This is a genomic window from Pseudomonas sp. MPB03, assembly GCF_046605385.1.
Lineage (GTDB): Bacteria > Pseudomonadota > Gammaproteobacteria > Pseudomonadales > Pseudomonadaceae > Aquipseudomonas > Aquipseudomonas zanjanensis.
This window is the reverse complement of record NZ_CP176770.1, coordinates 289,027-309,453: the sequence shown is the minus strand read 5'-3', so window position 1 is coordinate 309,453 and position 20,427 is coordinate 289,027. Positions and strand designations below refer to the sequence as shown.

The following is a 20,427-nucleotide window of genomic DNA, read 5'->3' as shown; positions in this document are numbered from 1 at the left end:
CCTTTGCCTACAACCGCACCAGAATCCGCCGGCTTTGCAGCCTTGCCCTCAAACTCTATTGTTTCCTTATCACTGGCCGAGCCGGTGTCGATGACACTCGGGTACGCTAGGAGCCCTCGGGAAAGTCATAGGCCGGGGAGTGGGAACGCTCACCCTCGTGAAGGACGCTAACGTGGCCTAGCTCGGGCAAAGAAGGGCTGCTATCCACTCTCGTACACTGCCCATCTGCGACCTTAATACCTGTAGCAAAAAGGAGGTTTACATCGCCATGGAAATCCAGGAAATCAAGCAACGCCTGGCCCGCCCCGCCGTGAAGCTCATTGCCGGCGGCTTTCGTCCTGCTGGCACCGATGAAGAAAGCTGGCTGGGCAATGTCTTCCTGTTCCGACCGGATGAAGAGGTGCCCACTAATCAGGCGGGGCAACAGTTGCTCCCCTATGCGCAGTTTTACCTGCCCGCCCTGCCCGTCAATAGCCCTCTGCTAGCAGGGGTTCGTGTGCTGACGGTGTTCATTTCAAACCCGTTCCCCGAGCACCTTGAGCCGATGGGGAATAATTGGGTTATCCGCGAGTATGGGCCGGATGATGTGTTGGTGCGCAAGTCTCTGTCGGTGGCAGATACATTCCTCAAACCCTTCCCACTGACAGCGCAAGCGGTGCCGGAGGACTTTCCGCTGTGGGATGGCGGTGGTGTCCCGGAAGACCTTGAGCAAGCAATCCTCACGCTGGAACGCGCGGGCAAGATCCAGAGCTATTACGACTTGGTTACCCACACCTACGAACACAAGATCGGCGGTTACCCCTCGTTCTGCCAGTCGGGTGTTGATCCGGGTGAAGGCTTCGAGTTTGTGTTCCAGATCTCATCGGACTCGAAGATCAATCTGAACGTGGTCGACAGTGGGAGCCTGATGTTCTGGAAGCACAGCGAAACTGGGGAGTGGGCGCTTTATTACGACTTTTACTAGGAATAAGTAGGAGGATACGATTGTGAGACAGTCCGACGGGTGAGCCCAAATCGCCGTCTGTCCCCCCGGTTCCCCCTAATCAGGATCAACCTATGCAAAATATTATGAAAATTTTGGCTTGCTTACCGATGCTTTGGGCCACATTGGCCGGTGCTACTTCAGCATGTACAGGTGATGGCTGCATTGACGAAGCATCGGCTTCCTTTATTGCACCCTATGATTTTTTCGAGGCCAAGTGCTCTTCGGTGAATCCTGGTATGCGGGAGCGATACTCTGCGGTGGCGGCCCACTTCCTACAGGATGCGGATGCAGATTTCCTCAAAAAGTTACGGGCTTCGGCAGCCTACGCTCGCGTGTTCGCCAAGATAGAATCGAAGGCAAATTCCTTAAGCTCAGACGAACTTGGCAACGCTTGTGAGGAGTTTTCGAAAAATAACTATGGCCAACCAATAGGACTGAATAAGGAGACGAATTTATTTTCAGTCCCTTACGCAGCATCATTTTTTAACACTGTCTTCACCGGACGCTCGCACTCAGTAGGCTTAAAAGGATGGAGTGTTCTTGCTCCCCAGAATGCGCATCTAGAAAAACCATATCCTGACTAATACCCTGAGGACTAGAAACACCTAGGACGAATTCCCGTCCCGTAGATACAGCGAGCCTCTGCGCAAAAGGAATCAAGCGGTTGATCTGCTCAATGCCATAGTTCTCAATGGGAAGGTTCAACCCAATAAACCAATCGGGCAAGTCATTCTCAGATACGCTCTCATCGCGTTCGTGTTTCTGATTCACAAGGAACGCACCCAGCTCAGACCATTCGCAAACGAGACCATTGAACGCAGCCACAAGCTCTGCCTCGATAGCGTCGTTGTCGCTGCCATCTACATATAGATAAAGCATCTGTCCTGAGCACCCGAGGGCTTCAATGCACCTATGATAGCGCTAGCACGCCAATTTTGAGCAAATGTCCATCATCGGCTTATAGCTGGGGTCGGGTAGATGATTTCGCCGGACGCTTACAGCCCTCTTCCCTTTTCAATCCGATTACTACATGTCACGAAGGGCTGCAATCGACCCGAGGAGGCTGGTGGGATGATCAAGGCCAGCCGCAAAAGCAGGCGTTTCAATTAGCGATCAGGTTGGTATCTACAAATCGGTAAGTGAACTCTATTGGGTCGGCAGCCAATCCCTTCTGCTGCATGTGTTTGGAATAGGAATCCCACGCGGCGTCGATTTGGCTGGGAAGCTCATCTGCAAGATCCATCTGTTCGGCGACTATTTCAAACCACGTCCCTTGGGTGGCATAGGTCTCGCGTAGCTTGGGCTCTAGTTGAGCCAAAGCGCTCAATTGCTCTGGCTCAATCCTGCCGATGGATTCTAAAACATAGAAATCCAATAGTTTTAGGAAAGGTTTACCTTCGTAGCGACTCATGACTGCATCCTTGCGTAAGGTGTGATCGATGTCTGTAGCTTCGCCTGAGAGGCTTACGCCTTCAGCGTCATTGGCAAATATGAGGCGTGGATTAGCACCCATAACACGGCTAACAACCGGGAAATTCGCTTCATCGCTTTTTCACCTTGCGTCAAGATCAGCACGTGTCCTGAGAAAAGCCAAGTAGCGGGCGTCTTCCGCGGCGAAAATCTGTGGGCCAGCTCCCATGTATGCGCGCATCAACTCATCTGCAGCACGATCATCTTGACCATCATCGAGCAAAACCTGTCCAAGACGCAGGTGCAAAAAAGGATTTCCAATCCCGCCAGGGCAAGTCATTGCGTACTGCAAAGCTTCGCGAGCGGAGGTCGTAAATCCGGATAGGAAGCAAGCGTCAGCGATGGCCGCCAGGATCCAGGTTGCAGCCTCCCAATCATTTTTTGGGGAAGGGATTAATGCCCACGCCTTGTTATATTGGGCTACTGCTTCCTCAAAGCGGCCTGACTCAGCCAGCAGATCTCCGTCACTACTGAATTTCAGTATTTGCGAGTGTAGATCCGGACTCAATTCTCTATTTTCGCTCGTCATTGTCCCCTCCATAGATTTGGTAAAAATCGGTGGGCATCCTATTAAGAAGCAAATCTCTGTTAGTTTCCGGTACATCAGACAGACCGCATTGGCTGTTTGGGGCTGCTGCGCAGCCCAGCGGGGATGAATCCCCTCGCCACAGGGTTTTGTGTGTTGGCTGGTTGGTGGGCTGGTGTTGAGAATGGGGTGGGCTTTTTTGTGAGTGCTGCGCACTGGAGCGCCAGCCCGGTCAAGCGGGAGCAAGCTCCCTCGCCACAAAAGCAGTTTTGTGTGAAGTCAGGGATGGCGATCCAGTTTCTTAAGGAACACGGTCATTTCTTTTTCGGCTTGTTTGTCGCCGTGTGCGCGGGCGGCTTCCAGGCCTTGTTCCCAGGCTTGGCGGGCTGCGGCGGTGTCGCCTTGGCCTTGGTGGGCCTTGCCCAGTAGTTTCCAGGCTGCGGAATATTTGGGGTCGAATTCGACGCAGCGCTGGAGGTGTTCGGCGGCGCGGGGGAAATCGCCTAGGTCGAGGTAGCCTTTGCCGAGGCCGAAGCGGAGAAGGGCGTTGTCCATGCCCTTGGTGAGCATTTTTTCCAGGGAGTCGAGCATGGCGGCGTCCCTATCGGTGTGTCAGGGGTTGATCAGTGGCTGTTGGATAGCTTGCTCGCGATGGGGCCATGACTGCCACCGCACAGCCTGGATCAGAAAAAGCTCAACCCCACATGGAACAGCTTCTCGACATCGCGAATATGCTTCTTATCCACCAGGAACAGGATCACAGGGTCGCCGGTCCGGATCGACCGCGATACCGCCGACGATGTCCAAGCCCCATAAGGTCGTGACGACCATGCCTGTGTTCCGCGCAGCTGAAGCGGCGGGCGAAATGCTCTGGCTCATGCCCAGCCTCCGATAAATCTGGCGCCAAAAACTATGACACGGCTCAGTCGGGTTGCCTTTTTGCTCTTCGACGACCAAGCGACAATTCATATTCCTGAAATTGGATCCAATATAGCGAATGGGTATATACCGCGAAAAAATAATAGTGTCATTTATCAAAATGGTTATGTTAGTTTCGCTCTGCCTTGCAATGAAATGCGAATGGCATAATCTTTCAAAAAAATGGAGCTTTTATGAAACTCGATATGTCCAAACTGATCGTATCTCAATCCGCACTGAGCCTGACTGCAATGGTTGCGCTGTCGAGCGTAAACAAATCTATCGGCGAATAATATTTCGACGGTGATTTATTAGAAGGACTGCCATATTCCTATGGCGGTCCTTCTTTTTATGGAGAGCCCGTTTTCAAGGAGGAAACAATTGAGCATCTTAATCACAAACGAAGAGTATCGCCAAGACGCTTACGCATTGCTCAATCAATACAAAGAGTCGATGACCTACTTGGCAAGCGTGTTCGATGACAACTATCAAAAATCCGACGCCGTGACCAAGCTGTCCTGGAAGTCTTTCGCGTTCTACAATAAGTGCATCAAAAGCCTGCAAGCCAATGATGCGGATTCTGGCTTACATTTTTTTCAAGAAGCCAAGCAAAGCGAAAGGCAAGGAGCAGAAGGATTCAGGGTTTCCGCGTTCTCTGAAAACAACCGAACAGAAGAAATTGATTTGGTTGCCGATGAAATACGAGAAGAGGCGTCTGGCAAAATCAGCATTGGGTTCATCAGCGCTGATGTTGCTGAGGTTGAGAAAGCCAAGTTAATCGCCGGAATAGAACTTCTCAAAGCCCAATCGATAGATCTCTACAATGAAGCTGAGACCCTAATAGATGAAATAGTCTTGACGGGGCCAGGTGATGAATACCATGTCAGATCGGCCAGTAGTTACAATTTATTAGGGCTGGTTTTGATATGGGCCGATGAAGTCCATAGCCCCATCTATTACGCACAACAGGTAGTCCATGAGGCGGCTCATTTAAGGCTGTTTTTAAAAAGCACAGATGACCGCTTTGTCTTGAATCCAGAAAGTGAATTATACACAGCGCCATTCAGGCCTGATGCACGTCCCATGCTCGGTATATTTCACGCACTTTTTGTACTGGCCAGAATTGCACTCGCGATGGCAGGCTTGGGAAAAATAGCGCCTGGGAAACTAGCAGAGGAAGCACTTGAGAAAGGGCGGGTGGCTGAGAAGCGATTTTTCGCGACCGCAGCCCAGATCAAGCGGGACGGGGTGTTGACGCCCATGGGGCAACAGATTTTCGATGAGTGCTTGGAAGAAATGACCGAAATATCACCTTTTCGCAATGTGTATGATGACCTGCTGAAAAGTGGATTCTGACCCATGAGCAGTCTTAAAAAAATCGCCCCACAAGATTACGCATTTTTATTGCTAGTGGCGCTGATCTGGGGTGGCAACTTCGCCTTGATCAAGGTAGGGCTTGAACAAATCAAACCCTTCGTGATGACATTTATCAGGTTTTCGCTTTGCGTCTTCCCGTTTGTATTTTTCATGCCAAGGCCTAAGATTCCAGCTTATGTACTCGCCGCCTATGGAATATTGTTTGGCGGCGGAATATGGGGCTGCGCCAACATTGCCATCTATACAGGCACCTCCCCCGGCACGGTATCCCTCATCATTCAGCTCAGCGCGTTCATTACCTTTATCATTGGCCTGATTGCCTTTAAGGAAAGAGCTTCCAACATCAGCATTATCGCCCTCGCGATATCACTCGCTGGACTGTTCTTGATGCTAATTAATAACAATCAGGGTTCAGGCCCATTGGGCGTTGCTATCTGCTTGCTCGCAGCTTTTTGCTTTAGCATGTGTACTTTTATTATTCAAAAATACAAGCCTAAAGACCTGCTGCCCTTTATGGTTTGGAGCTTCTTATTCAGCCTTCCAGTTCTATTTGTTCTGGCCTTGTACTTTGAAGGTGCCGACTCATTCTATAGCCTGAAGGATGCGATAAATTATAAAGTCATCGTGTCGCTGATCTCACAGTCTTACGTGACGACTCTGCTGGGGTACTGGATATGGAACTACAATATAAGGAAGTATTCTGGTTCCACCGTGGCCCCCATTGGCTTGCTGGTTCCGTTTTTCGCCATCATCATTTCCTACCTGTTTTTTAGCTACCCGATAAACGGAACAGTCATTCTATCGATAGGCTTGGTTTTTTGCGGCGTGATCTTGTTCAACCTACGACATAGCATTGAGCTGTTGTTTAACAAGACCGCCATACAACGATGACACCACCTTGCTCAGGTTTAAAATTTTCCGCAACAACATATGCACCATTTCAATGCCGCCTCGGCCAAGCCGCCCAGAAAAAGTGCGTTCCGCTTGTCATTTTTGAACGCATTTTTTGCTCGTTGATGTAGTTGAAAGTTTAACTTTTAAAGCGTCTTTAAAACGGGGTTTTAGCGTGCACAAAAACGCTATGACCAGCATTTATCGCGGCCCAGGCGGGCGTTCACAGCGCTCAAGGATGCCGTTCACTTCCGTCATGCCGAAACGCTTACGATAGGGAAATCTTCATGAAGAGCTTTTCAAAAGAACTGGCTATTTTTTTAGTCTGCTCAACGGCTTACCGCCTATGTTCCGGGGCATTGGTGGTCTCCCTGACGTGGACCATCCTCAACCAGAACCAAGGTGGTTATTTGCCTTTGGCATTGGCGATTTTTTGCTCGTTCATTCCGGCCTTCATCACGCCGGTGATCATCAAGCGGCTGTCGGTACGAATGAACGGGCGAAAAATGAGCAGCTGGTTTACGTTTTGTCTGGCCGGCCTCAGCCTGGTGGTAGGGGCAAGCCGAGACATCACCCTTGCGCTGCTAGTCGCCAACCTTTTTGTCTGGCTGGTTTTCATGCTGCTCGAAGCCAGCTTGGATATGTGGTTCACCCAGGTTCAGCGCGGTATGGATCAAGCCTCTGTCAGGCGCATCAGTGGTGCAACCACTGCAACCGGTCAAGCGGCCCTGATGATTGGGCCGTTGTTGGCAGCCGGCTTGATGCCGATCCTGCCAGGTATGGGGTTCTTCATTTTTCTGGGCGCTGGATTCCTGCTGGTATCAGCGATTTGCTACATCCGCCATGGTCGCTCGGTGGTGGCACAAGAGACTAGCGAGACAGTTGCGCCCGCCAAGCTTCCACTCACCCTGTTTGTGCCAATGGTACTGATCTGGCCAATCCTCGGTGCCTTCAACTTCATGCTCCCAGTGTATGTGTCGAGCCATGGCTGGGCGCTATTTGAGCTGGGTGTGCTGGATGCAGTGTTTGGCCTGGGGATGGCGTTGGTGGGCGTGCTGATCATTCTGAGTAATACCGGTCGCAATCTATCGATATTTCTCTCCGGGCTGATCGGGCTGGCCGTCATTTCCGCAGCGGTATGGTTTATGGTGCCAGATACCCTGGTGCTCAAGGCTCTGAGCCTGCTGATCCTTGGCATGGCCTTTGGCGGTGCGCGGGTGCATATCCGAGCCGCTATTGCCTACCGCTACAGCGAGGCTGCCGTGGGTGCATGTGTTAGCCGGGCGAATGCCCTCGCAACGCCGGTCTTGCTGTTAATCCTCAGCCTGCAACTGGCATTGATTGAGAGCGCGTGGCTGATACCGTTTCTGATGATTGCCTTGTCCATTGTTCTCTTGCTACAGACATCGGCGACTCGCTTTGCCCAAGGGCACACGGGTCCGATAACAGCAGGTGCCTGATCGTCTTGTTTTGTCTGTGTTCAGGGGTGGCGATCCAGCTTCTTGAGGAACACGGTCATTTCTTTTTCGGCTTGTTTGTCGCCGTGGGCGCGGGCGGCTTCCAGGCCTTGTTCCCAGGCTTGGCGGGCTGCGGCGGCGTCGCCTTGGCCTTGGTGGGCCTTGCCCAGTAGTTTCCAGGCGGCTGAATACTTGGGGTCGAATTCGACGCAGCGTTGGAGGTGTTCGGCGGCGCGGAGGAATTCGCCTAGGTCGAGGTAGCCTTTGCCGAGGCCGAAGCGCAGGAGGGGGTTGTCCATGCCCTTGGCGAGCATTTTTTCCAGGGAGTCGAGCATGGGGGCGCTTCCTTGGTGGTGTCAGTGATTGATCTGTTGGCCGTTGGACCGCTTTCGCGAGCAAGCCCGCTCCCACAGTAGATTTTTGTTGCTCACCATTGTCGTGAACAACAGCAAACCCTGTGGGAGCGGGCTTGCTCGCGAAAGCGGAGGAACAGGCATCGCAGATTCTGAATCAGAAGAAACTCAACCCCACATGAAACAGCTTCTCGACATCGCGAATGTGCTTCTTATCCACCAGGAACAGGATCACATGGTCGCCAGTCTGGATGACGGTGTCGTCGTGGGCGATGAGCACTTCTTCGTCGCGGATGATCGCGCCGATGGTGGTGCCGGGCGGTAGGCCGATGTCGCGGATGGCTTTGCCGATCACTTTGCTGGATTTGGCGTCGCCGTGGGCGATGGCTTCGATGGCTTCGGCCGCGCCGCGGCGCAGGGAGTGGACGCTGACGATGTCGCCGCGGCGTACGTGGGCCAGCAGGGTGCCGATGGTGGCCAGTTGCGGGCTGATGGCGATGTCGATGTCGCCGCCCTGGATCAGGTCGACGTAGGCCGGGTTGTTGATGATGGTCATGACCTTTTTCGCGCCCAGGCGCTTGGCCAGCAGCGAGGACATGATGTTGGCTTCGTCGTCGTTGGTCAGCGCCAGGAAGATGTCGGCGTCGGCGATGTTTTCTTCCAGCAGCAGGTCGCGGTCGGAGGCGCTGCCTTGCAGCACCACGGTGCTGTCGAGGGTGTCGGAGAGGTAGCGGCAGCGTGCCGGGTTCATCTCGATGATCTTGACCTGGTAGCGGCTTTCGATGGCTTCGGCCAGGCGTTCGCCGATCTGGCCGCCGCCGGCGATGACGATGCGTTTGTAGTTCTCGTCGAGGCGGCGCATTTCGCTCATGACCGCGCGAATGTTCGCCTTGGCGGCGATGAGGAACACTTCGTCGTCGGCTTCGATCACCGTGTCGCCCTGGGGCAGGATCGGCCGGTCACGGCGGAAGATCGCGGCGACGCGGGTCTCGACATTGGGCATGTGCTCGCGCAATTGGCGCAGTTGCTGGCCCACCAGCGGGCCGCCGTAGTAGGCCTTGACCGCCACCAGTTGCGCCTTGCCTTCGGCAAAGTCGATCACCTGCAAGGCGCCAGGGTGTTCGATCAGGCGCTTGATGTAGTTGGTGACCACCTGTTCGGGGCTGATCAGCACGTCCACGGGGATCGCTTCGTTGTCGAAGAGGTCGGCGCGGGTCAGGTAGGCGGCTTCGCGCACCCGGGCGATTTTGGTCGGGGTGTGGAACAGCGTGTGGGCGACCTGGCAGGCGACCATGTTGGTTTCGTCGCTGTTGGTCACGGCCACGAGCATGTCGGCGTCGTCGGCGCCGGCCTGGCGCAGCACGGTGGGCAAGGAGCCGCGCCCTTGCACGGTGCGGATGTCGAGACGGTCGCCGAGGTCGCGCAGGCGTTCGCCGTCGGTGTCGACCACGGTGATGTCGTTGGCCTCGCTGGCCAGGTGTTCCGCCAGCGAACCGCCGACCTGCCCTGCACCCAGGATGATGATTTTCATCCATTCACTCCTATCGAATCGGTTTTAACCGCGTGCGGCGGCGATTTTGATCAGCTTGGCGTAATAGAACCCATCGTGGCCGCCTTCCTGGGCCAGCAACTGCCGGCCGTGAGGCTGCTTGAGGCCGGCCTGGGTGGCGATGTCCAGCTCCCGGGCGCCTGGCGTGCGGGCGAGGAAGGCTTCGATCACGTCGGTGTTTTCGGTCGGCAAGGTCGAGCAGGTGGCGTAGAGCAGCATGCCGCCGACTTCGAGGGTCTGCCACAGGGCATCGAGCAGTTCGCCTTGCAACACGGCCAATGCGGCGATGTCGTCCGGCTGGCGGGTGAGCTTGATGTCCGGATGGCGGCGGATCACGCCGGTGGCCGAGCACGGCGCGTCGAGGAGGATGCGCTGGAACGGCTTGCCGTCCCACCACGCCGCCGTGTCGCGACCGTCGGCGGCGAACAGTTCGGCGTCCAGGCCCAGGCGTTCGAGGTTTTCCTTCACCCGCACCAGGCGCTTGGCTTCCAGGTCCACCGCCACGACGCCGGCCAGTTTCGGCTCGGCTTCGAGGATGTGACAGGTCTTGCCCCCTGGCGCGCAGCAGGCGTCCAGCACCCGTTGGCCGGGCGCCAGCTCCAGCAGGTCGGCGGCCAGTTGGGCGGCTTCGTCCTGGACGCTGATCCAACCTTCGGCGAAGCCCGGCAGTGCGCGCACATCGCCCGGGGTTTCCAGGATGATGCCGTCGCAGCTGTATTGGCACGGGATGGCCGGGATGCCCGCCTCGCCCAGCAACGCCAGGTAGGCATCGCGGGTGTGGTGGCGACGGTTGACCCGCAGGATCATCGGCGGATGGGCGTTGTTGGCGGCGCAGATGGCTTCCCACTGCTCGGGCCAGAAGGCCTTGAGGGATTTCTGCAACCAGCGCGGGTGGGCGGTGCGCACCACCGGGTCGTGTTCCAGTTCCGCCAGCAGGGTTTCGCTTTCCCGTTGGGCGCGGCGCAACACGGCGTTGATCAGGGCCTTGGCCCAAGGTTTTTTCAGCTTGTCGGCGCAGCCCACGGTCTCGCCGATGGCGGCGTGGGCGGGGACGCGGGTGTAGAGCAGTTGATAGAGGCCTACCAGCAGCAGCGCCTCGACGTCGGCATCGGCGGCCTTGAACGGCTTCTGCAACAGCTTGGCCGCGAGGGCCGAGAGGCGCGGCTGCCAACGGGCGGTGCCGAACGCCAGGTCCTGGGTGAAACCGCGATCGCGATCTTCGACCTTGTCCAGTTGGGTCGGCAGGGAACTGTTCAGCGAGGCTTTGCCGCTGAGGACGGCGGCAAGTGCCTTGGCGGCGGCCAGACGCGGGTTCATGAGGCGTCCGCCGCTTGGCCGAGGACGGTGCCGACGGCGAATTTCTCACGGCGGCTGTTGAACAGGTCGCTGAAGTTCAGCGCCTTGCCGCCGGGCAATTGCAGACGGGTCAGGCACAGGGCCTGCTCGCCACAGGCAACGACGAGGCCGTCCTTGCTGGCGCTGAGGATTTCTCCGGGTGCGCCCTTCCCTTCGGCCAAGTTGGCGGCCAAGACTTTCAGGGCTTCGCCGTTCAAGGTGCTGTGGCAGATCGGCCAAGGGTTGAAGGCCCGCACCAGGCGCTCCAGCTCGACGGCCGGGCGGCTCCAGTCGATGCGGGCTTCGTCCTTGTTCAGTTTGTGCGCATAGGTGGCGAGGCTGTCGTCCTGCACTTCGCCTTCCAGCGTGCCGGCGGCCAGGCCGGCAATGGCTTGGACCACCGCTGGCGAGCCGATCAGCGCGAGGCGATCGTGCAGGCTGCCGCCGGTGTCTTCGGCGCTGATGGGGGTGCTGACCTTGAGCAGCATCGGCCCGGTGTCCAGACCGGCTTCCATGCGCATCACGGTCACGCCGCTCTCGGCATCGCCGGCTTCCACCGCACGTTGGATCGGCGCCGCGCCGCGCCAGCGCGGCAGCAGCGAGGCGTGGCTGTTGATGCAACCCAGGCGCGGGATGTCCAGCACCACTTGCGGCAGGATCAGGCCGTAGGCGACCACCACCATCAAGTCGGGCTTCAGCGCCGCCAGTTCGGCTTGGGCTTGCGTGTCGCGCAGGGTCGGCGGCTGCAACACCGGCAAACCATTTTCCAGTGCGAGTTGTTTGACCGGGCTGGGCATCAATTTTTGCCCGCGACCGGCGGGACGGTCCGGCTGGGTATAGACCGCGACGATTTCATAGGGGCTGGCCAGCAGGGCCTTGAGGTGTTCGGCGGCAAACTCGGGAGTGCCGGCAAAGACGATGCGCAGTGGCTCAGTCATGGAAAACTCTCAATTACAAAGCAGTCGCAAAAAGAAAAAGGCTTGCCGCGGCAAGCCTTTGAAGAGGGGCATCAAGCGTTCTGGCGATGGATCTTTTCCAGTTTTTTCTTGATCCGGTCACGCTTGAGATTAGACAGGTAATCAACGAACAACTTGCCGTTGAGGTGGTCGCATTCGTGCTGGATGCACACCGCCAGCAGGCCTTCGGCGATCAGCTCGTAAGGCTGGCCGTCACGGTCCAGGGCCTTGATCTTGACCTTCTGCGGACGATCGACGTTTTCGTAGAAGCCCGGCACCGACAGGCAGCCTTCCTGGTATTGGTCCATCTCGTCGGTCAGGGTTTCGAACTCGGGGTTGATGAACACCCGGGGCTCGCTGCGGTCTTCGGAGAGGTCCATGACGACGATACGCTTGTGCACGTTGACCTGGGTCGCGGCGAGGCCGATGCCGGGCGCCTCATACATTGTTTCAAACATGTCATCGACCAGCTGACGCACTTCGTCGTCCACTACGGCCACCGGTTTGGCGATAGTGCGCAGGCGCGGGTCCGGAAATTCGAGAATGTTCAAAATGGCCATAAGCTTGATAAATGCACGTGTGAGGTAAAGTCGGGTGGCTGGCCTGGCGTGTGTCGGGATGCAGGCTACCGTTGTAAAACGTTGCTCTTGAACAGAGCGAGCCACGGGGGCTCTGGCGTTTTACGCGAACGCACATAATAAAGGGATTCACCGCATGAGGAAATCACTACTCGCCCTGCTGCTCCTGGCCTCGGCCGGTATCGCGCACGGGCAAGTGCAACTTCGGGAAGGTTTTCCCCAGCAATACACGGTGGTGACGGGGGACACGCTGTGGGACATTTCCGGTAAATACCTGCGCGAGCCGTGGAAATGGCCGGAGCTGTGGCAGGCCAATCCGCAGATCGAAAACCCCAACCTGATCTATCCGGGCGATACCCTGTCGCTGGTCTACGTCAACGGCCAGCCGCGCCTGACCCTCAATCGCGGCGCCTCGCGGGGCACCATCAAGCTGTCGCCGCGCATTCGCAGTTCGCCGGTGGCCGACGCCATCCCGAGCATTCCGCTGCAAGCCATCAACAGCTTTTTGCTGAGCAACCGCATCGTCGACACGGCGGAAGATTTCAACAAGGCGCCCTACGTCGTCGCCGGCAATGCCGAGCGGGTGCTCAGCGGCATGGGGGACCGGGTCTTCGCTCGTGGTGCATTCGATGAGAGCCAGACGGCGTACGGCATCTTCCGCCAGGGCAAGGTCTACACCGACCCCGAGACCAAGGAATTCCTGGGCATCAACGCCGACGACATCGGCAGCGGCGAAGTGGTCGCCAGCGAGGGCGATGTCACCACCCTGGCCCTGCAACGCACCACCCAGGAAGTTCGCCTGGGTGATCGGCTGTTCAGCGGCGAAGAGCGCTCGATCAACTCGACCTTCATGCCCAGCGCGCCGAAATCGGACATCCAAGGCCTGATCCTCGATGTCCCCCGGGGCGTGACGCAGATCGGCGCGCTGGACGTGGTCACCCTGAACAAGGGCCGGCGCGACGGGCTGGTGGAAGGCAACGTGCTGGCGGTGATGAAGACCGGTGAAACCGTGCGCGACCGCATCACCGGCGAGCCGGTGAAAATCCCCGATGAACGGGCCGGCCTGCTGATGGTGTTCCGCACCTACGACAAACTCAGTTACGGCTTGGTGCTGTACGCCTCGCGATCCTTGGCGATCCTCGACAAGGTGCGCAATCCATAACGGGTCTCACAAGTTACCAACAGAGTTATCCACAGCTTGTTCCCGTTTCAACGGGACGATAACGATCAAGGATTGATCACATGCCATTGCCTGAATCTGCTTCGGTTCCGCCTGCGGAACTGGAGGCCCGCCTGCGCTTGCATCGCTTGCCGGCGCTGGGCCCTAAACGTTTCATGACCTTGATGGAGGCCTTTGGCTCGGCGTCCAAAGCCATCAGCGCACCGGCCAGCGCCTGGCGGGCGCTGGGGTTGCCGGCCACGTGCGCCGAGGCCCGACGCGCCCCGGACATACGTGACGGCGCCGCCCACGCATTGGCCTGGCTAGACGGCCCGGCCCAGCATTTACTGATGTGGGACCAGCCTGATTACCCGGCGCTGCTGGCGCAAATCAGCGACGCACCGCCGCTGCTGTTCGTCGCTGGCGCCCCCTCGATCCTGGAAAAACCGCAGCTGGCGATGGTCGGCAGTCGTCGGGCATCGCGGCCGGGCATGGACACGGCGGCGGCGTTTTCCAGAAGCCTGGCCGGCGCTGGTTTTGTCATCACCAGTGGCTTGGCGTTGGGCATCGATGCGGCGGCCCATCAGGCGGCGCTGGACGTTGGCGGATGCACCGTCGGCGTGCTCGGCACTGGCCTGGAAAATTTTTATCCACAGCGCAATCGTCGGCTGGCGGACGCGATGATTGCCCAGGGCAGCGCGGTGGTTTCGGAATTCCCGCTGGACGCAGCGCCTAACGCCAGCAACTTTCCGCGCCGCAACCGAATCATCAGCGGTTTGTCCCTGGGGGTGCTGGTGGTAGAGGCGAGTGTCGCCAGTGGTTCGCTGATCACCGCCCGCCTGGCGGCGGAACAGGGTCGCGAGGTGTATGCCATTCCTGGCTCGATCCATCACCCTGGGGCCCGGGGCTGTCATCAACTGATCCGCGACGGTGCGGCGCTGGTGGAAACCGTCGAGCACATTCTTGAAGCGTTGCGCGGTTGGCAACGACTGCCGCTGGCCGCCGAGCCTGTGGCCGTGACCCATCCGCTGCTGCGCCTGCTGCATGCCGCGCCGCAGAGCAGCGAGGCGCTGGCCGACGCCAGTGGCTGGGGTTTGCCCAAGGTGCTGGCGGCGTTGACCGAGCTGGAAATGGAGGGGCGCGCCGCTCGTGACAACGGACGCTGGTTCGCACGCTAGGTTTTATGGGGAAGATCGGTAAACTGCCCACAGCCTTAATTGCGTTGCGGGAGAATCTTTCATGGTCAACAGTTGGCGTGTGCAACAAGCCGCGCGAGAAATTCGCGCCGGGGCGGTGATTGCCTATCCAACCGAAGCGGTCTGGGGCCTGGGTTGCGACCCATGGAACGAGGAGGCCGTGGAACGCCTGCTGGCGATCAAGTCGCGGCTGCCCGACAAAGGCCTGATCCTGGTGGCGGACAACATCCACCAGTTCGACTTTCTGTTCGAAGACTTCCCCGAAACCTGGATGGACCGCATGGCCAGCACCTGGCCAGGGCCCAATACCTGGCTGGTGCCGCACCAGAACCTGCTGCCCGAGTGGATCACCGGGGTGCACGACACCGTCGCGCTGCGGGTCAGCGATCATCCTACCGTGCGTGATTTGTGTTCGCTGGTCGGGCCGCTGGTGTCCACCTCGGCCAACCCGCAGGGGCGCCCGGCAGCGCGCACGCGAATTCGCGTCGAGCAGTATTTCCGCGGGCAGATCGACCTGGTGCTGGGCGGCAACCTGGGCGGGCGCAAGAACCCCAGCGTGATTCGCGACCTGGCGACCGGCAAGGTCGTGCGGCCGGACTGAGCCCGAACACAAACGTTGCATCTTGCATAAACCACTGTGGGAGCGAGCTTGCTCGCGATAGCGCCAGGACAGCCAGCATCAATGTTGACTGATACACCGCTATCGCGAGCAAGCTCGCTCCCACAGGGTTTTGTGTTGCACACAGTACTTATGAACACCACCGAACAAGTGTGGGAGCGAGCTTGCTCGCGATGGCGTCAGGTCAGCTGGCATTGATGTTGGCTGACCCACCGCTATCGCGAGCAAGCTCGCTCCCACAGGTACTGCATGTACCCTTGGGTACCCAATCTCAAGGCAGCAGAATGGTCGACCCCGTCGTGCGCCGCGCCGACAACTCGGTATGGGCCTTGGCCGCTTCCGCCAGTGGATAACGCTGGTTGATATCCACCGTGAGCTTGCCGCTGGCAATCATCCCGAACAATTCATCAGCCATGCGCTGCAGGTTTTCGGCGTTGTTGGCGTAGGTCGCCAGGGTTGGGCGGGTGACGTACAGCGAGCCCTTGGCCGAGAGAATCCCCAGGTTCACGCCGTCCACCGCGCCGGAGGCGTTGCCGAAGCTCACCACCAGGCCACGGGGCGCTGTGCAATCCAACGACGTCAGCCACGTGTCCTTGCCAACGCCGTCGTACACCACCGGGACTTTCTTGCCGTCAGTCAATTCCAACACGCGCTGCGGGACGTTTTCCTTGCTGTAGTCGATGACTTCCCAGGCGCCGTGGGATTTGGCGATGGCGGCCTTTTCCGCCGAGCTGACAGTGCCGATCAGCTTCACGCCTAGAGCCTTGGCCCATTGGCAGGCCAGGGAACCGACGCCACCGGCGGCCGCGTGGAACAAAATGGTTTCGCCGCCCTTGAGTTCATATGTCTGGCGCAACAGGTATTGCACGGTCAGGCCCTTGAGCATCACCCCGGCGGCCTGTTCGAAACTGATGGCTTCGGGCAGGTGCACCAGGTTGGCTTCGGGCAACACATGCACATCGCTGTAGGCCCCCAGCGGGCCGCTGCCATACGCCACCCGGTCGCCGACCTTGAACCGCGTAACATCGGCGCCGACCGCCTCGACCACGCCCGCGCCCTCGGCGCCCAAGCCAGAAGGCAGCGCTGGCGGCGGATACAGACCACTGCGGTAATAGGTGTCGATGAAATTCAGGCCGATCGCCTTGTTGCTGACGCGCACCTGCTGCGGGCCCGGCTCGGCCGGCGGGTAGTCGACGTACTCGAGCACTTCGGGACCGCCGTGGGAACTGAACTGGATACGTTTGGCCATCTTCACTTTCTCCTTGTCGCAGGACTTTTTACCAAGCCTGCTATCGGACTCCTAAGCTTGACCGTCGTCAACTGTGGCGTGGGCAAGTGCGGTGGTATCCTGTGCGCCCATTTGCCACCGGCCCGCTATACGCCGCGTAGCGTAGCCCTGATCAAGGTGATGTCATGTCCACTCGCACCGAGGCCGTGAAAGCCTACCTGCTCGACCTGCAAGACCGTATCTGCGCCGCCCTGGAAACCGAGGACGGCGGCAGGCGCTTCGTCGAAGACGCCTGGACCCGGCCTGCCGGCGGTGGCGGTCGCACTCGGGTGATCGAAAACGGCACGGTGATCGAAAAGGGCGGCGTCAACTTTTCCCACGTCTTCGGCAGCGGTCTCCCACCGTCGGCCAGCGCCCATCGGCCCGAATTGGCCGGTCGCGGCTTCGAAGCCCTGGGCGTGTCGCTGGTGATCCACCCCCACAACCCCCACGTGCCGACTTCCCACGCCAACGTGCGCTTTTTCATCGCCGAAAAGGAAGGCGAAGAGCCGGTCTGGTGGTTTGGCGGTGGCTTCGACCTGACGCCTTATTACGGCGTGGAAGAGGATTGCGTGCATTGGCACCGCATTGCCCAGCAAGCCTGCGAACCGTTCGGCCCGGACGTCTATTCGCGCTACAAGGCCTGGTGCGACAGCTATTTCCACATCAAGCATCGCAACGAGCCCCGGGGCATCGGCGGCCTGTTTTTCGACGACCTGAACGAGTGGGACTTCGACACCAGCTTCGCTTTCATGCGCGCCATCGGCGACGCCTACATCGATGCCTACCTGCCGATCGTGCGTCGTCGCAAGCACGATGCGTTCACCGCCCAGCAACGGGAGTTCCAGGAATACCGCCGCGGGCGCTACGTGGAATTCAACCTGGTCTATGACCGTGGCACCCTGTTCGGGCTGCAATCGGGCGGGCGTACCGAATCGATCCTGATGTCCCTGCCGCCGCAAGTGCGCTGGGGCTACGACTGGAAAGCCGAGCCGGGCAGCGAAGAAGCGCGGCTGACCGAGTATTTCCTGCAGGATCGCGATTGGCTGGCTACGGCCTGAACGGGGATTATCCATGGACCGCTACGTTGTAATGGGTAACCCGATCGGCCACAGCAAGTCGCCGTTGATCCATCGCCTGTTTGCCGAGCAGACCGGGCAACGCCTGGACTACAGCACGCTGCTGGCACCGCTGGAGGATTTTTCCGGGTGCGCCCAGGCATTTTTCCGCGAGGGGCGTGGGGCGAATGTCACGGTGCCGTTCAAGGAAGACGCTTTCCGCCTGGCCGACGATCTGACCGAGCGAGCCCAACGGGCCGGGGCGGTCAATACGTTGAGCAAGCTGGCCGACGGGCGCCTGTTGGGTGACAACACCGACGGCGCCGGCTTGGTCCGCGACCTGACCGTCAACGCCGGCTTCAGCCTCAAGGGCACGCGCATTCTCTTGCTCGGCGCCGGCGGCGCGGTGCGCGGCGCCCTGGAACCGCTGCTGGCCGAAGCCCCGGCCTCGGTGATCATCGCCAATCGCACGGTGGAAAAAGCCGAATTGCTCGCCGAGTTGTTCGCCGACCTGGGCCCGGTTTCGGCCAGTGGCTTCGACTGGCTGCAAGAGCCGGTGGACCTGATCATCAACGCCACCTCCGCGAGCCTGTCAGGGGATGTGCCACCGATTGCCGCCAGCTTGATCGAGCCCGGCAAGACGGTTTGCTACGACATGATGTACAGCAAGGAACCGACTTCGTTCTGCCGTTGGGCCCGTGAGCACGGGGCGGCGGTGGCGATGGATGGCCTGGGCATGCTCGCCGAGCAGGCGGGCGAAGCCTTCTACCTGTGGCGCGGGGTACGCCCGGACACCGCACCGGTGCTGGCCGAGCTGCGCCGCCAGTTGGCGCTATGAACGGTGAACTGAACTGTGAACTGTGAACTGTGAACTGTGAACTGTGGCGAGGGAGCTTGCTCCCGCTCGGGTGCGAAGCGCCCGCCTGACTGACCGCACGACACTTAAGGTTGGCAAGCCCTCTAGGACTGCTTCGCAGCCCAGCGGGAGCAAGCTCCCTCGCCACAGGGGATGCCTGCCTTGAGCACAGGTATGTCTGCCTTGAGCCCTAGTCTTCGAAATGAATCGGGCACGCCTGCGCCCCTTCCAACTTCAACAACTCCTCCACCACCTGCGGCCGGGCCATGCGCAAGGTCAGGCTACGCCCCTGGCCGCGCAGGCGCCGGGCTTCCTGATGGAGCATTTCCACCCCGGAATAATCGATGAAGTTGATCTGCTGGGCATCGATGACCACCCGCTGCGCCTGCAACCGTTGCAGGCGCACTTGCAGGTAATGGCTGGCGCCGAAAAAGATCGAGCCGCCGACCCGCAGGATCTCCGCCTCCCCTTCGCGAAAATGCTGTACCCGCGGCTGCGAGGTGCGCTTGAGGTAAAAGAACAGCGAAGCGAGCACGCCGGCATAAATGGCGGTTTGCAGTTCCAGCAGCAACGTGGCCAGGCAGGTCAGGCTCATCACCACGAATTCGGCGCGACTCACGCGGTACAACGCGCGGATACCCCGGTGATCCACCAGCCCCCAGGCGATCAGCAAAATGCTGCCGGCCATGGCGGGAATCGGGATGTGCGCGATCAGTTTCGCCCCGGCGACCGCAAACAGCGCCACCCACAAGGCCGAGAACACCCCGGCCAGGGGCGAGCAGGCCCCGGCTTCATAGCTGAGGCCGGAACGGGTGAAGGAACCGGCTGACAATGATCCGGAGAAAAATCCTCCGACAATGTTGGAAAGCCCCTGCGCCCTCACCTCCTGATTCGCATCGAGCAACTGCCCGGACCGTACCGACAATGAACGAGCGATAGACAGGCTGGTGACCAACCCGAGCATGCCCACCGCGACGGCACCGGGCAGCAGGCGCAGGATCAGCTCCAGGTCCAGCGGCAGCAAAGTGAGCGGCGGCAGGCGCCCGGCGAAAGCACTGACCAGCGCCACATGCCCGAACATCGCCGGCCACAACCAGACTACCAGGCTGCTGATGACTAAAGTTATCAACAGGCTCGGCCAGCGCGGCAGCAAGCGCTTGAGCACGACCCCCAGAATCAAAGTGCCCAATCCCAGCAGCAGCGATGGCTTATCCACAGCCCCGATGTGGTCGACCAGCATCAGCAGGCCCCTCAACGCCGTGGCTTCGTTCGGCAGGTCGAGGCCCAGCAGGTTCGGCAACTGCCCCAGGGCGATGACCACCGCCGCGCCCAGGGTGAAACCCAGCACCACCGAGTGGGAGACGAAATTCACCAGCGCCCCGAAACGCAGCAAACCCAGCAACCACTGGAAGATACCCGCCAGCACCGTCAGCAGCAGGATCAAGGTGATGTAGTCCTGGGATGCGGGCACGGCCAGCGGACTGACGGTGGCGTACAGGACAATGGAGATTGCCGCCGTAGGACCACAGATCAGGTGCCACGACGAACCCCACAGGCAGGCGATCAGCACCGGTACGATCGCCGCGTACAAGCCGTACTCGGGGGGCAGGCCGGCAATCAGGGCGTAGGCGATGGATTGCGGCAACGCGAGAATCGCGCCGCTGAGGCCGACTATCAGGTCACGGCCGACACTGGCCCGGGTCTGCCGGGGCAGCCAGCTCAAGAAGGGAAAAAGTGAATGGCGCGTGGGGATTGCCATGGGGCCTCAAGGAATGGGGTTTGGCGCAAGGGTATCAGGTGAACCCATGTGGCGAGGGAGCTTGCTCCCGCTCGGTCGCGCAGCGGCCGCAAAAAAAAACGGGGCCGCTTCGCCCGAA

Annotated in this window: 20 protein-coding genes and 1 pseudogene; 10 read left to right on the top strand and 11 right to left on the bottom strand. The window is 59.2% G+C overall.

What is annotated here, in order from left to right:
• Positions 1 to 268: 268 nt before the first annotated feature.
• Both ACLH0I_RS01300 and ACLH0I_RS01295 read left to right on the top strand, forming a co-directional pair.
• A complete protein-coding gene (locus ACLH0I_RS01300) occupies positions 269 to 964 on the top strand; it encodes a DUF1963 domain-containing protein (protein WP_411386090.1) in 696 nt (231 codons plus the stop codon).
• A gap of 92 nt (positions 965 to 1,056) precedes the next feature.
• Complete coding sequence (locus ACLH0I_RS01295; RefSeq protein ID WP_411386089.1) at positions 1,057 to 1,569, top strand: hypothetical protein; 513 nt, start codon at positions 1,057 to 1,059, stop codon at positions 1,567 to 1,569.
• 518 nt (positions 1,570 to 2,087) lie between these two features.
• On the opposite strand, the gene ACLH0I_RS01290 is transcribed toward ACLH0I_RS01295, so the two are convergent.
• The 4 genes and pseudogenes from ACLH0I_RS01290 to ACLH0I_RS01275 form a co-directional block, all read right to left on the bottom strand.
• A complete protein-coding gene (locus tag ACLH0I_RS01290) occupies positions 2,088 to 2,396 on the bottom strand; it encodes a hypothetical protein (RefSeq protein WP_411386088.1) in 309 nt (102 codons plus the stop codon).
• Between the two features lie 141 nt (positions 2,397 to 2,537).
• Positions 2,538 to 2,984, bottom strand: coding sequence for a tetratricopeptide repeat protein (locus ACLH0I_RS01285; RefSeq protein ID WP_411386087.1), 447 nt, complete (start codon positions 2,982 to 2,984; stop codon positions 2,538 to 2,540).
• A gap of 276 nt (positions 2,985 to 3,260) precedes the next feature.
• The gene (locus ACLH0I_RS01280) at positions 3,261 to 3,572 is read right to left on the bottom strand and encodes a tetratricopeptide repeat protein (protein ID WP_411386086.1); all 312 of its coding nucleotides are present in this window, start codon (positions 3,570 to 3,572) and stop codon (positions 3,261 to 3,263) included.
• 92 nt (positions 3,573 to 3,664) lie between these two features.
• Positions 3,665 to 3,760, bottom strand: a pseudogene (locus ACLH0I_RS01275) (potassium transporter peripheral membrane component); the annotation flags it as partial.
• A 520-nt stretch (positions 3,761 to 4,280) separates the two neighbouring features.
• Between ACLH0I_RS01275 and ACLH0I_RS01270 the strand changes: the two are divergent.
• The 3 genes from ACLH0I_RS01270 (at position 4,281) to ACLH0I_RS01260 (ending at position 7,627) form a co-directional block, all read left to right on the top strand.
• Positions 4,281 to 5,255 (top strand): aKG-HExxH-type peptide beta-hydroxylase, encoded by a 975-nt coding sequence (locus ACLH0I_RS01270; protein ID WP_411386085.1) that lies wholly within the window; start codon positions 4,281 to 4,283, stop codon positions 5,253 to 5,255.
• 3 nt (positions 5,256 to 5,258) lie between these two features.
• Positions 5,259 to 6,167, top strand: a complete 909-nt coding sequence (locus tag ACLH0I_RS01265; RefSeq protein ID WP_411386084.1) for a DMT family transporter — start codon at positions 5,259 to 5,261, stop codon at positions 6,165 to 6,167.
• 287 nt (positions 6,168 to 6,454) lie between these two features.
• A complete protein-coding gene (locus tag ACLH0I_RS01260; protein WP_411386083.1) occupies positions 6,455 to 7,627 on the top strand; it encodes a hypothetical protein in 1,173 nt (390 codons plus the stop codon).
• Positions 7,628 to 7,647: 20 nt separating this feature from the next.
• Here the strand turns inward: ACLH0I_RS01260 and ACLH0I_RS01255 are convergent, their stop codons facing one another.
• The 5 genes from ACLH0I_RS01255 to def all read right to left on the bottom strand — a co-directional run bounded on the left by ACLH0I_RS01255 (position 7,648) and on the right by def (position 12,377).
• Entirely contained in the window at positions 7,648 to 7,959 is a 312-nt protein-coding gene (locus ACLH0I_RS01255; protein ID WP_411386082.1) for a tetratricopeptide repeat protein, read from the bottom strand.
• A 175-nt stretch (positions 7,960 to 8,134) separates the two neighbouring features.
• Positions 8,135 to 9,508, bottom strand: a complete 1,374-nt coding sequence (gene trkA, locus ACLH0I_RS01250; protein ID WP_411386081.1) for a Trk system potassium transporter TrkA — start codon at positions 9,506 to 9,508, stop codon at positions 8,135 to 8,137.
• A gap of 24 nt (positions 9,509 to 9,532) precedes the next feature.
• Positions 9,533 to 10,843, bottom strand: a complete 1,311-nt coding sequence (gene rsmB / locus ACLH0I_RS01245; RefSeq protein ID WP_411386080.1) for a 16S rRNA (cytosine(967)-C(5))-methyltransferase RsmB — start codon at positions 10,841 to 10,843, stop codon at positions 9,533 to 9,535.
• Positions 10,840 to 11,799, bottom strand: coding sequence for a methionyl-tRNA formyltransferase (fmt, locus tag ACLH0I_RS01240; RefSeq protein ID WP_411386079.1), 960 nt, complete (start codon positions 11,797 to 11,799; stop codon positions 10,840 to 10,842). Before fmt ends, rsmB begins: the two co-directional genes overlap by 4 nt.
• 71 nt (positions 11,800 to 11,870) lie before the next feature.
• Positions 11,871 to 12,377 carry a peptide deformylase gene (gene def, locus ACLH0I_RS01235; RefSeq protein WP_030138961.1) on the bottom strand — a complete coding sequence of 169 codons (507 nt, stop codon included), beginning with the start codon at positions 12,375 to 12,377 and terminating at the stop codon, positions 11,871 to 11,873.
• A gap of 154 nt (positions 12,378 to 12,531) precedes the next feature.
• On the opposite strand from def, the gene ACLH0I_RS01230 reads away from it, so the two are divergent.
• The 3 genes from ACLH0I_RS01230 to ACLH0I_RS01220 all read left to right on the top strand — a co-directional run bounded on the left by ACLH0I_RS01230 (position 12,532) and on the right by ACLH0I_RS01220 (position 15,351).
• Positions 12,532 to 13,557 (top strand): LysM peptidoglycan-binding domain-containing protein, encoded by a 1,026-nt coding sequence (locus ACLH0I_RS01230; protein WP_186710651.1) that lies wholly within the window; start codon positions 12,532 to 12,534, stop codon positions 13,555 to 13,557.
• An 80-nt stretch (positions 13,558 to 13,637) separates the two neighbouring features.
• The gene (gene dprA / locus ACLH0I_RS01225; protein ID WP_411386078.1) at positions 13,638 to 14,732 is read left to right on the top strand and encodes a DNA-processing protein DprA; all 1,095 of its coding nucleotides are present in this window, start codon (positions 13,638 to 13,640) and stop codon (positions 14,730 to 14,732) included.
• A 61-nt stretch (positions 14,733 to 14,793) separates the two neighbouring features.
• Entirely contained in the window at positions 14,794 to 15,351 is a 558-nt protein-coding gene (locus ACLH0I_RS01220) for an L-threonylcarbamoyladenylate synthase (protein ID WP_014335849.1), read from the top strand.
• A 289-nt stretch (positions 15,352 to 15,640) separates the two neighbouring features.
• Here ACLH0I_RS01220 and ACLH0I_RS01215 read toward each other — a convergent pair whose 3' ends face one another.
• Complete coding sequence (locus ACLH0I_RS01215) at positions 15,641 to 16,618, bottom strand: NADPH:quinone reductase (protein ID WP_411386077.1); 978 nt, start codon at positions 16,616 to 16,618, stop codon at positions 15,641 to 15,643.
• A gap of 164 nt (positions 16,619 to 16,782) precedes the next feature.
• Here ACLH0I_RS01215 and hemF point away from each other — a divergent pair, with 164 nt between their 5' ends.
• Together hemF and aroE are read left to right on the top strand one after the other, a co-directional pair.
• Positions 16,783 to 17,697 (top strand): oxygen-dependent coproporphyrinogen oxidase, encoded by a 915-nt coding sequence (hemF, locus tag ACLH0I_RS01210; RefSeq protein WP_411386076.1) that lies wholly within the window; start codon positions 16,783 to 16,785, stop codon positions 17,695 to 17,697.
• Positions 17,698 to 17,710: 13 nt separating this feature from the next.
• Positions 17,711 to 18,532 carry a shikimate dehydrogenase gene (gene aroE / locus ACLH0I_RS01205; RefSeq protein WP_411386075.1) on the top strand — a complete coding sequence of 274 codons (822 nt, stop codon included), beginning with the start codon at positions 17,711 to 17,713 and terminating at the stop codon, positions 18,530 to 18,532.
• Between the two features lie 208 nt (positions 18,533 to 18,740).
• Here aroE and ACLH0I_RS01200 read toward each other — a convergent pair whose 3' ends face one another.
• Positions 18,741 to 20,309, bottom strand: coding sequence for a SulP family inorganic anion transporter (locus tag ACLH0I_RS01200; protein WP_411386074.1), 1,569 nt, complete (start codon positions 20,307 to 20,309; stop codon positions 18,741 to 18,743).
• Positions 20,310 to 20,427 lie beyond the last annotated feature (118 nt).

Bases quoted from the DNA above. Each gene is read 5' to 3' on its own strand.
- ACLH0I_RS01300 (WP_411386090.1), top strand. From the start codon at position 269: ATGGAAATCCAGGAAATCAAGCAACGCCTGGCCCGCCCCGCCGTGAAG.
- ACLH0I_RS01295 (WP_411386089.1), top strand. From the start codon at position 1,057: ATGCAAAATATTATGAAAATTTTGGCTTGCTTACCGATGCTTTGGGCC.
- ACLH0I_RS01290 (WP_411386088.1), bottom strand. From the start codon at position 2,396: ATGAGTCGCTACGAAGGTAAACCTTTCCTAAAACTATTGGATTTCTAT.
- ACLH0I_RS01285 (WP_411386087.1), bottom strand. From the start codon at position 2,984: ATGACGAGCGAAAATAGAGAATTGAGTCCGGATCTACACTCGCAAATA.
- ACLH0I_RS01280 (WP_411386086.1), bottom strand. From the start codon at position 3,572: ATGCTCGACTCCCTGGAAAAAATGCTCACCAAGGGCATGGACAACGCC.
- ACLH0I_RS01265 (WP_411386084.1), top strand. From the start codon at position 5,259: ATGAGCAGTCTTAAAAAAATCGCCCCACAAGATTACGCATTTTTATTG.
- ACLH0I_RS01260 (WP_411386083.1), top strand. From the start codon at position 6,455: ATGAAGAGCTTTTCAAAAGAACTGGCTATTTTTTTAGTCTGCTCAACG.
- ACLH0I_RS01255 (WP_411386082.1), bottom strand. From the start codon at position 7,959: ATGCTCGACTCCCTGGAAAAAATGCTCGCCAAGGGCATGGACAACCCC.
- trkA (WP_411386081.1), bottom strand. From the start codon at position 9,508: ATGAAAATCATCATCCTGGGTGCAGGGCAGGTCGGCGGTTCGCTGGCG.
- rsmB (WP_411386080.1), bottom strand. From the start codon at position 10,843: ATGAACCCGCGTCTGGCCGCCGCCAAGGCACTTGCCGCCGTCCTCAGC.
- fmt (WP_411386079.1), bottom strand. From the start codon at position 11,799: ATGACTGAGCCACTGCGCATCGTCTTTGCCGGCACTCCCGAGTTTGCC.
- def (WP_030138961.1), bottom strand. From the start codon at position 12,377: ATGGCCATTTTGAACATTCTCGAATTTCCGGACCCGCGCCTGCGCACT.
- ACLH0I_RS01230 (WP_186710651.1), top strand. From the start codon at position 12,532: ATGAGGAAATCACTACTCGCCCTGCTGCTCCTGGCCTCGGCCGGTATC.
- dprA (WP_411386078.1), top strand. From the start codon at position 13,638: ATGCCATTGCCTGAATCTGCTTCGGTTCCGCCTGCGGAACTGGAGGCC.
- ACLH0I_RS01220 (WP_014335849.1), top strand. From the start codon at position 14,794: ATGGTCAACAGTTGGCGTGTGCAACAAGCCGCGCGAGAAATTCGCGCC.
- ACLH0I_RS01215 (WP_411386077.1), bottom strand. From the start codon at position 16,618: ATGGCCAAACGTATCCAGTTCAGTTCCCACGGCGGTCCCGAAGTGCTC.
- hemF (WP_411386076.1), top strand. From the start codon at position 16,783: ATGTCCACTCGCACCGAGGCCGTGAAAGCCTACCTGCTCGACCTGCAA.
- aroE (WP_411386075.1), top strand. From the start codon at position 17,711: ATGGACCGCTACGTTGTAATGGGTAACCCGATCGGCCACAGCAAGTCG.
- ACLH0I_RS01200 (WP_411386074.1), bottom strand. From the start codon at position 20,309: ATGGCAATCCCCACGCGCCATTCACTTTTTCCCTTCTTGAGCTGGCTG.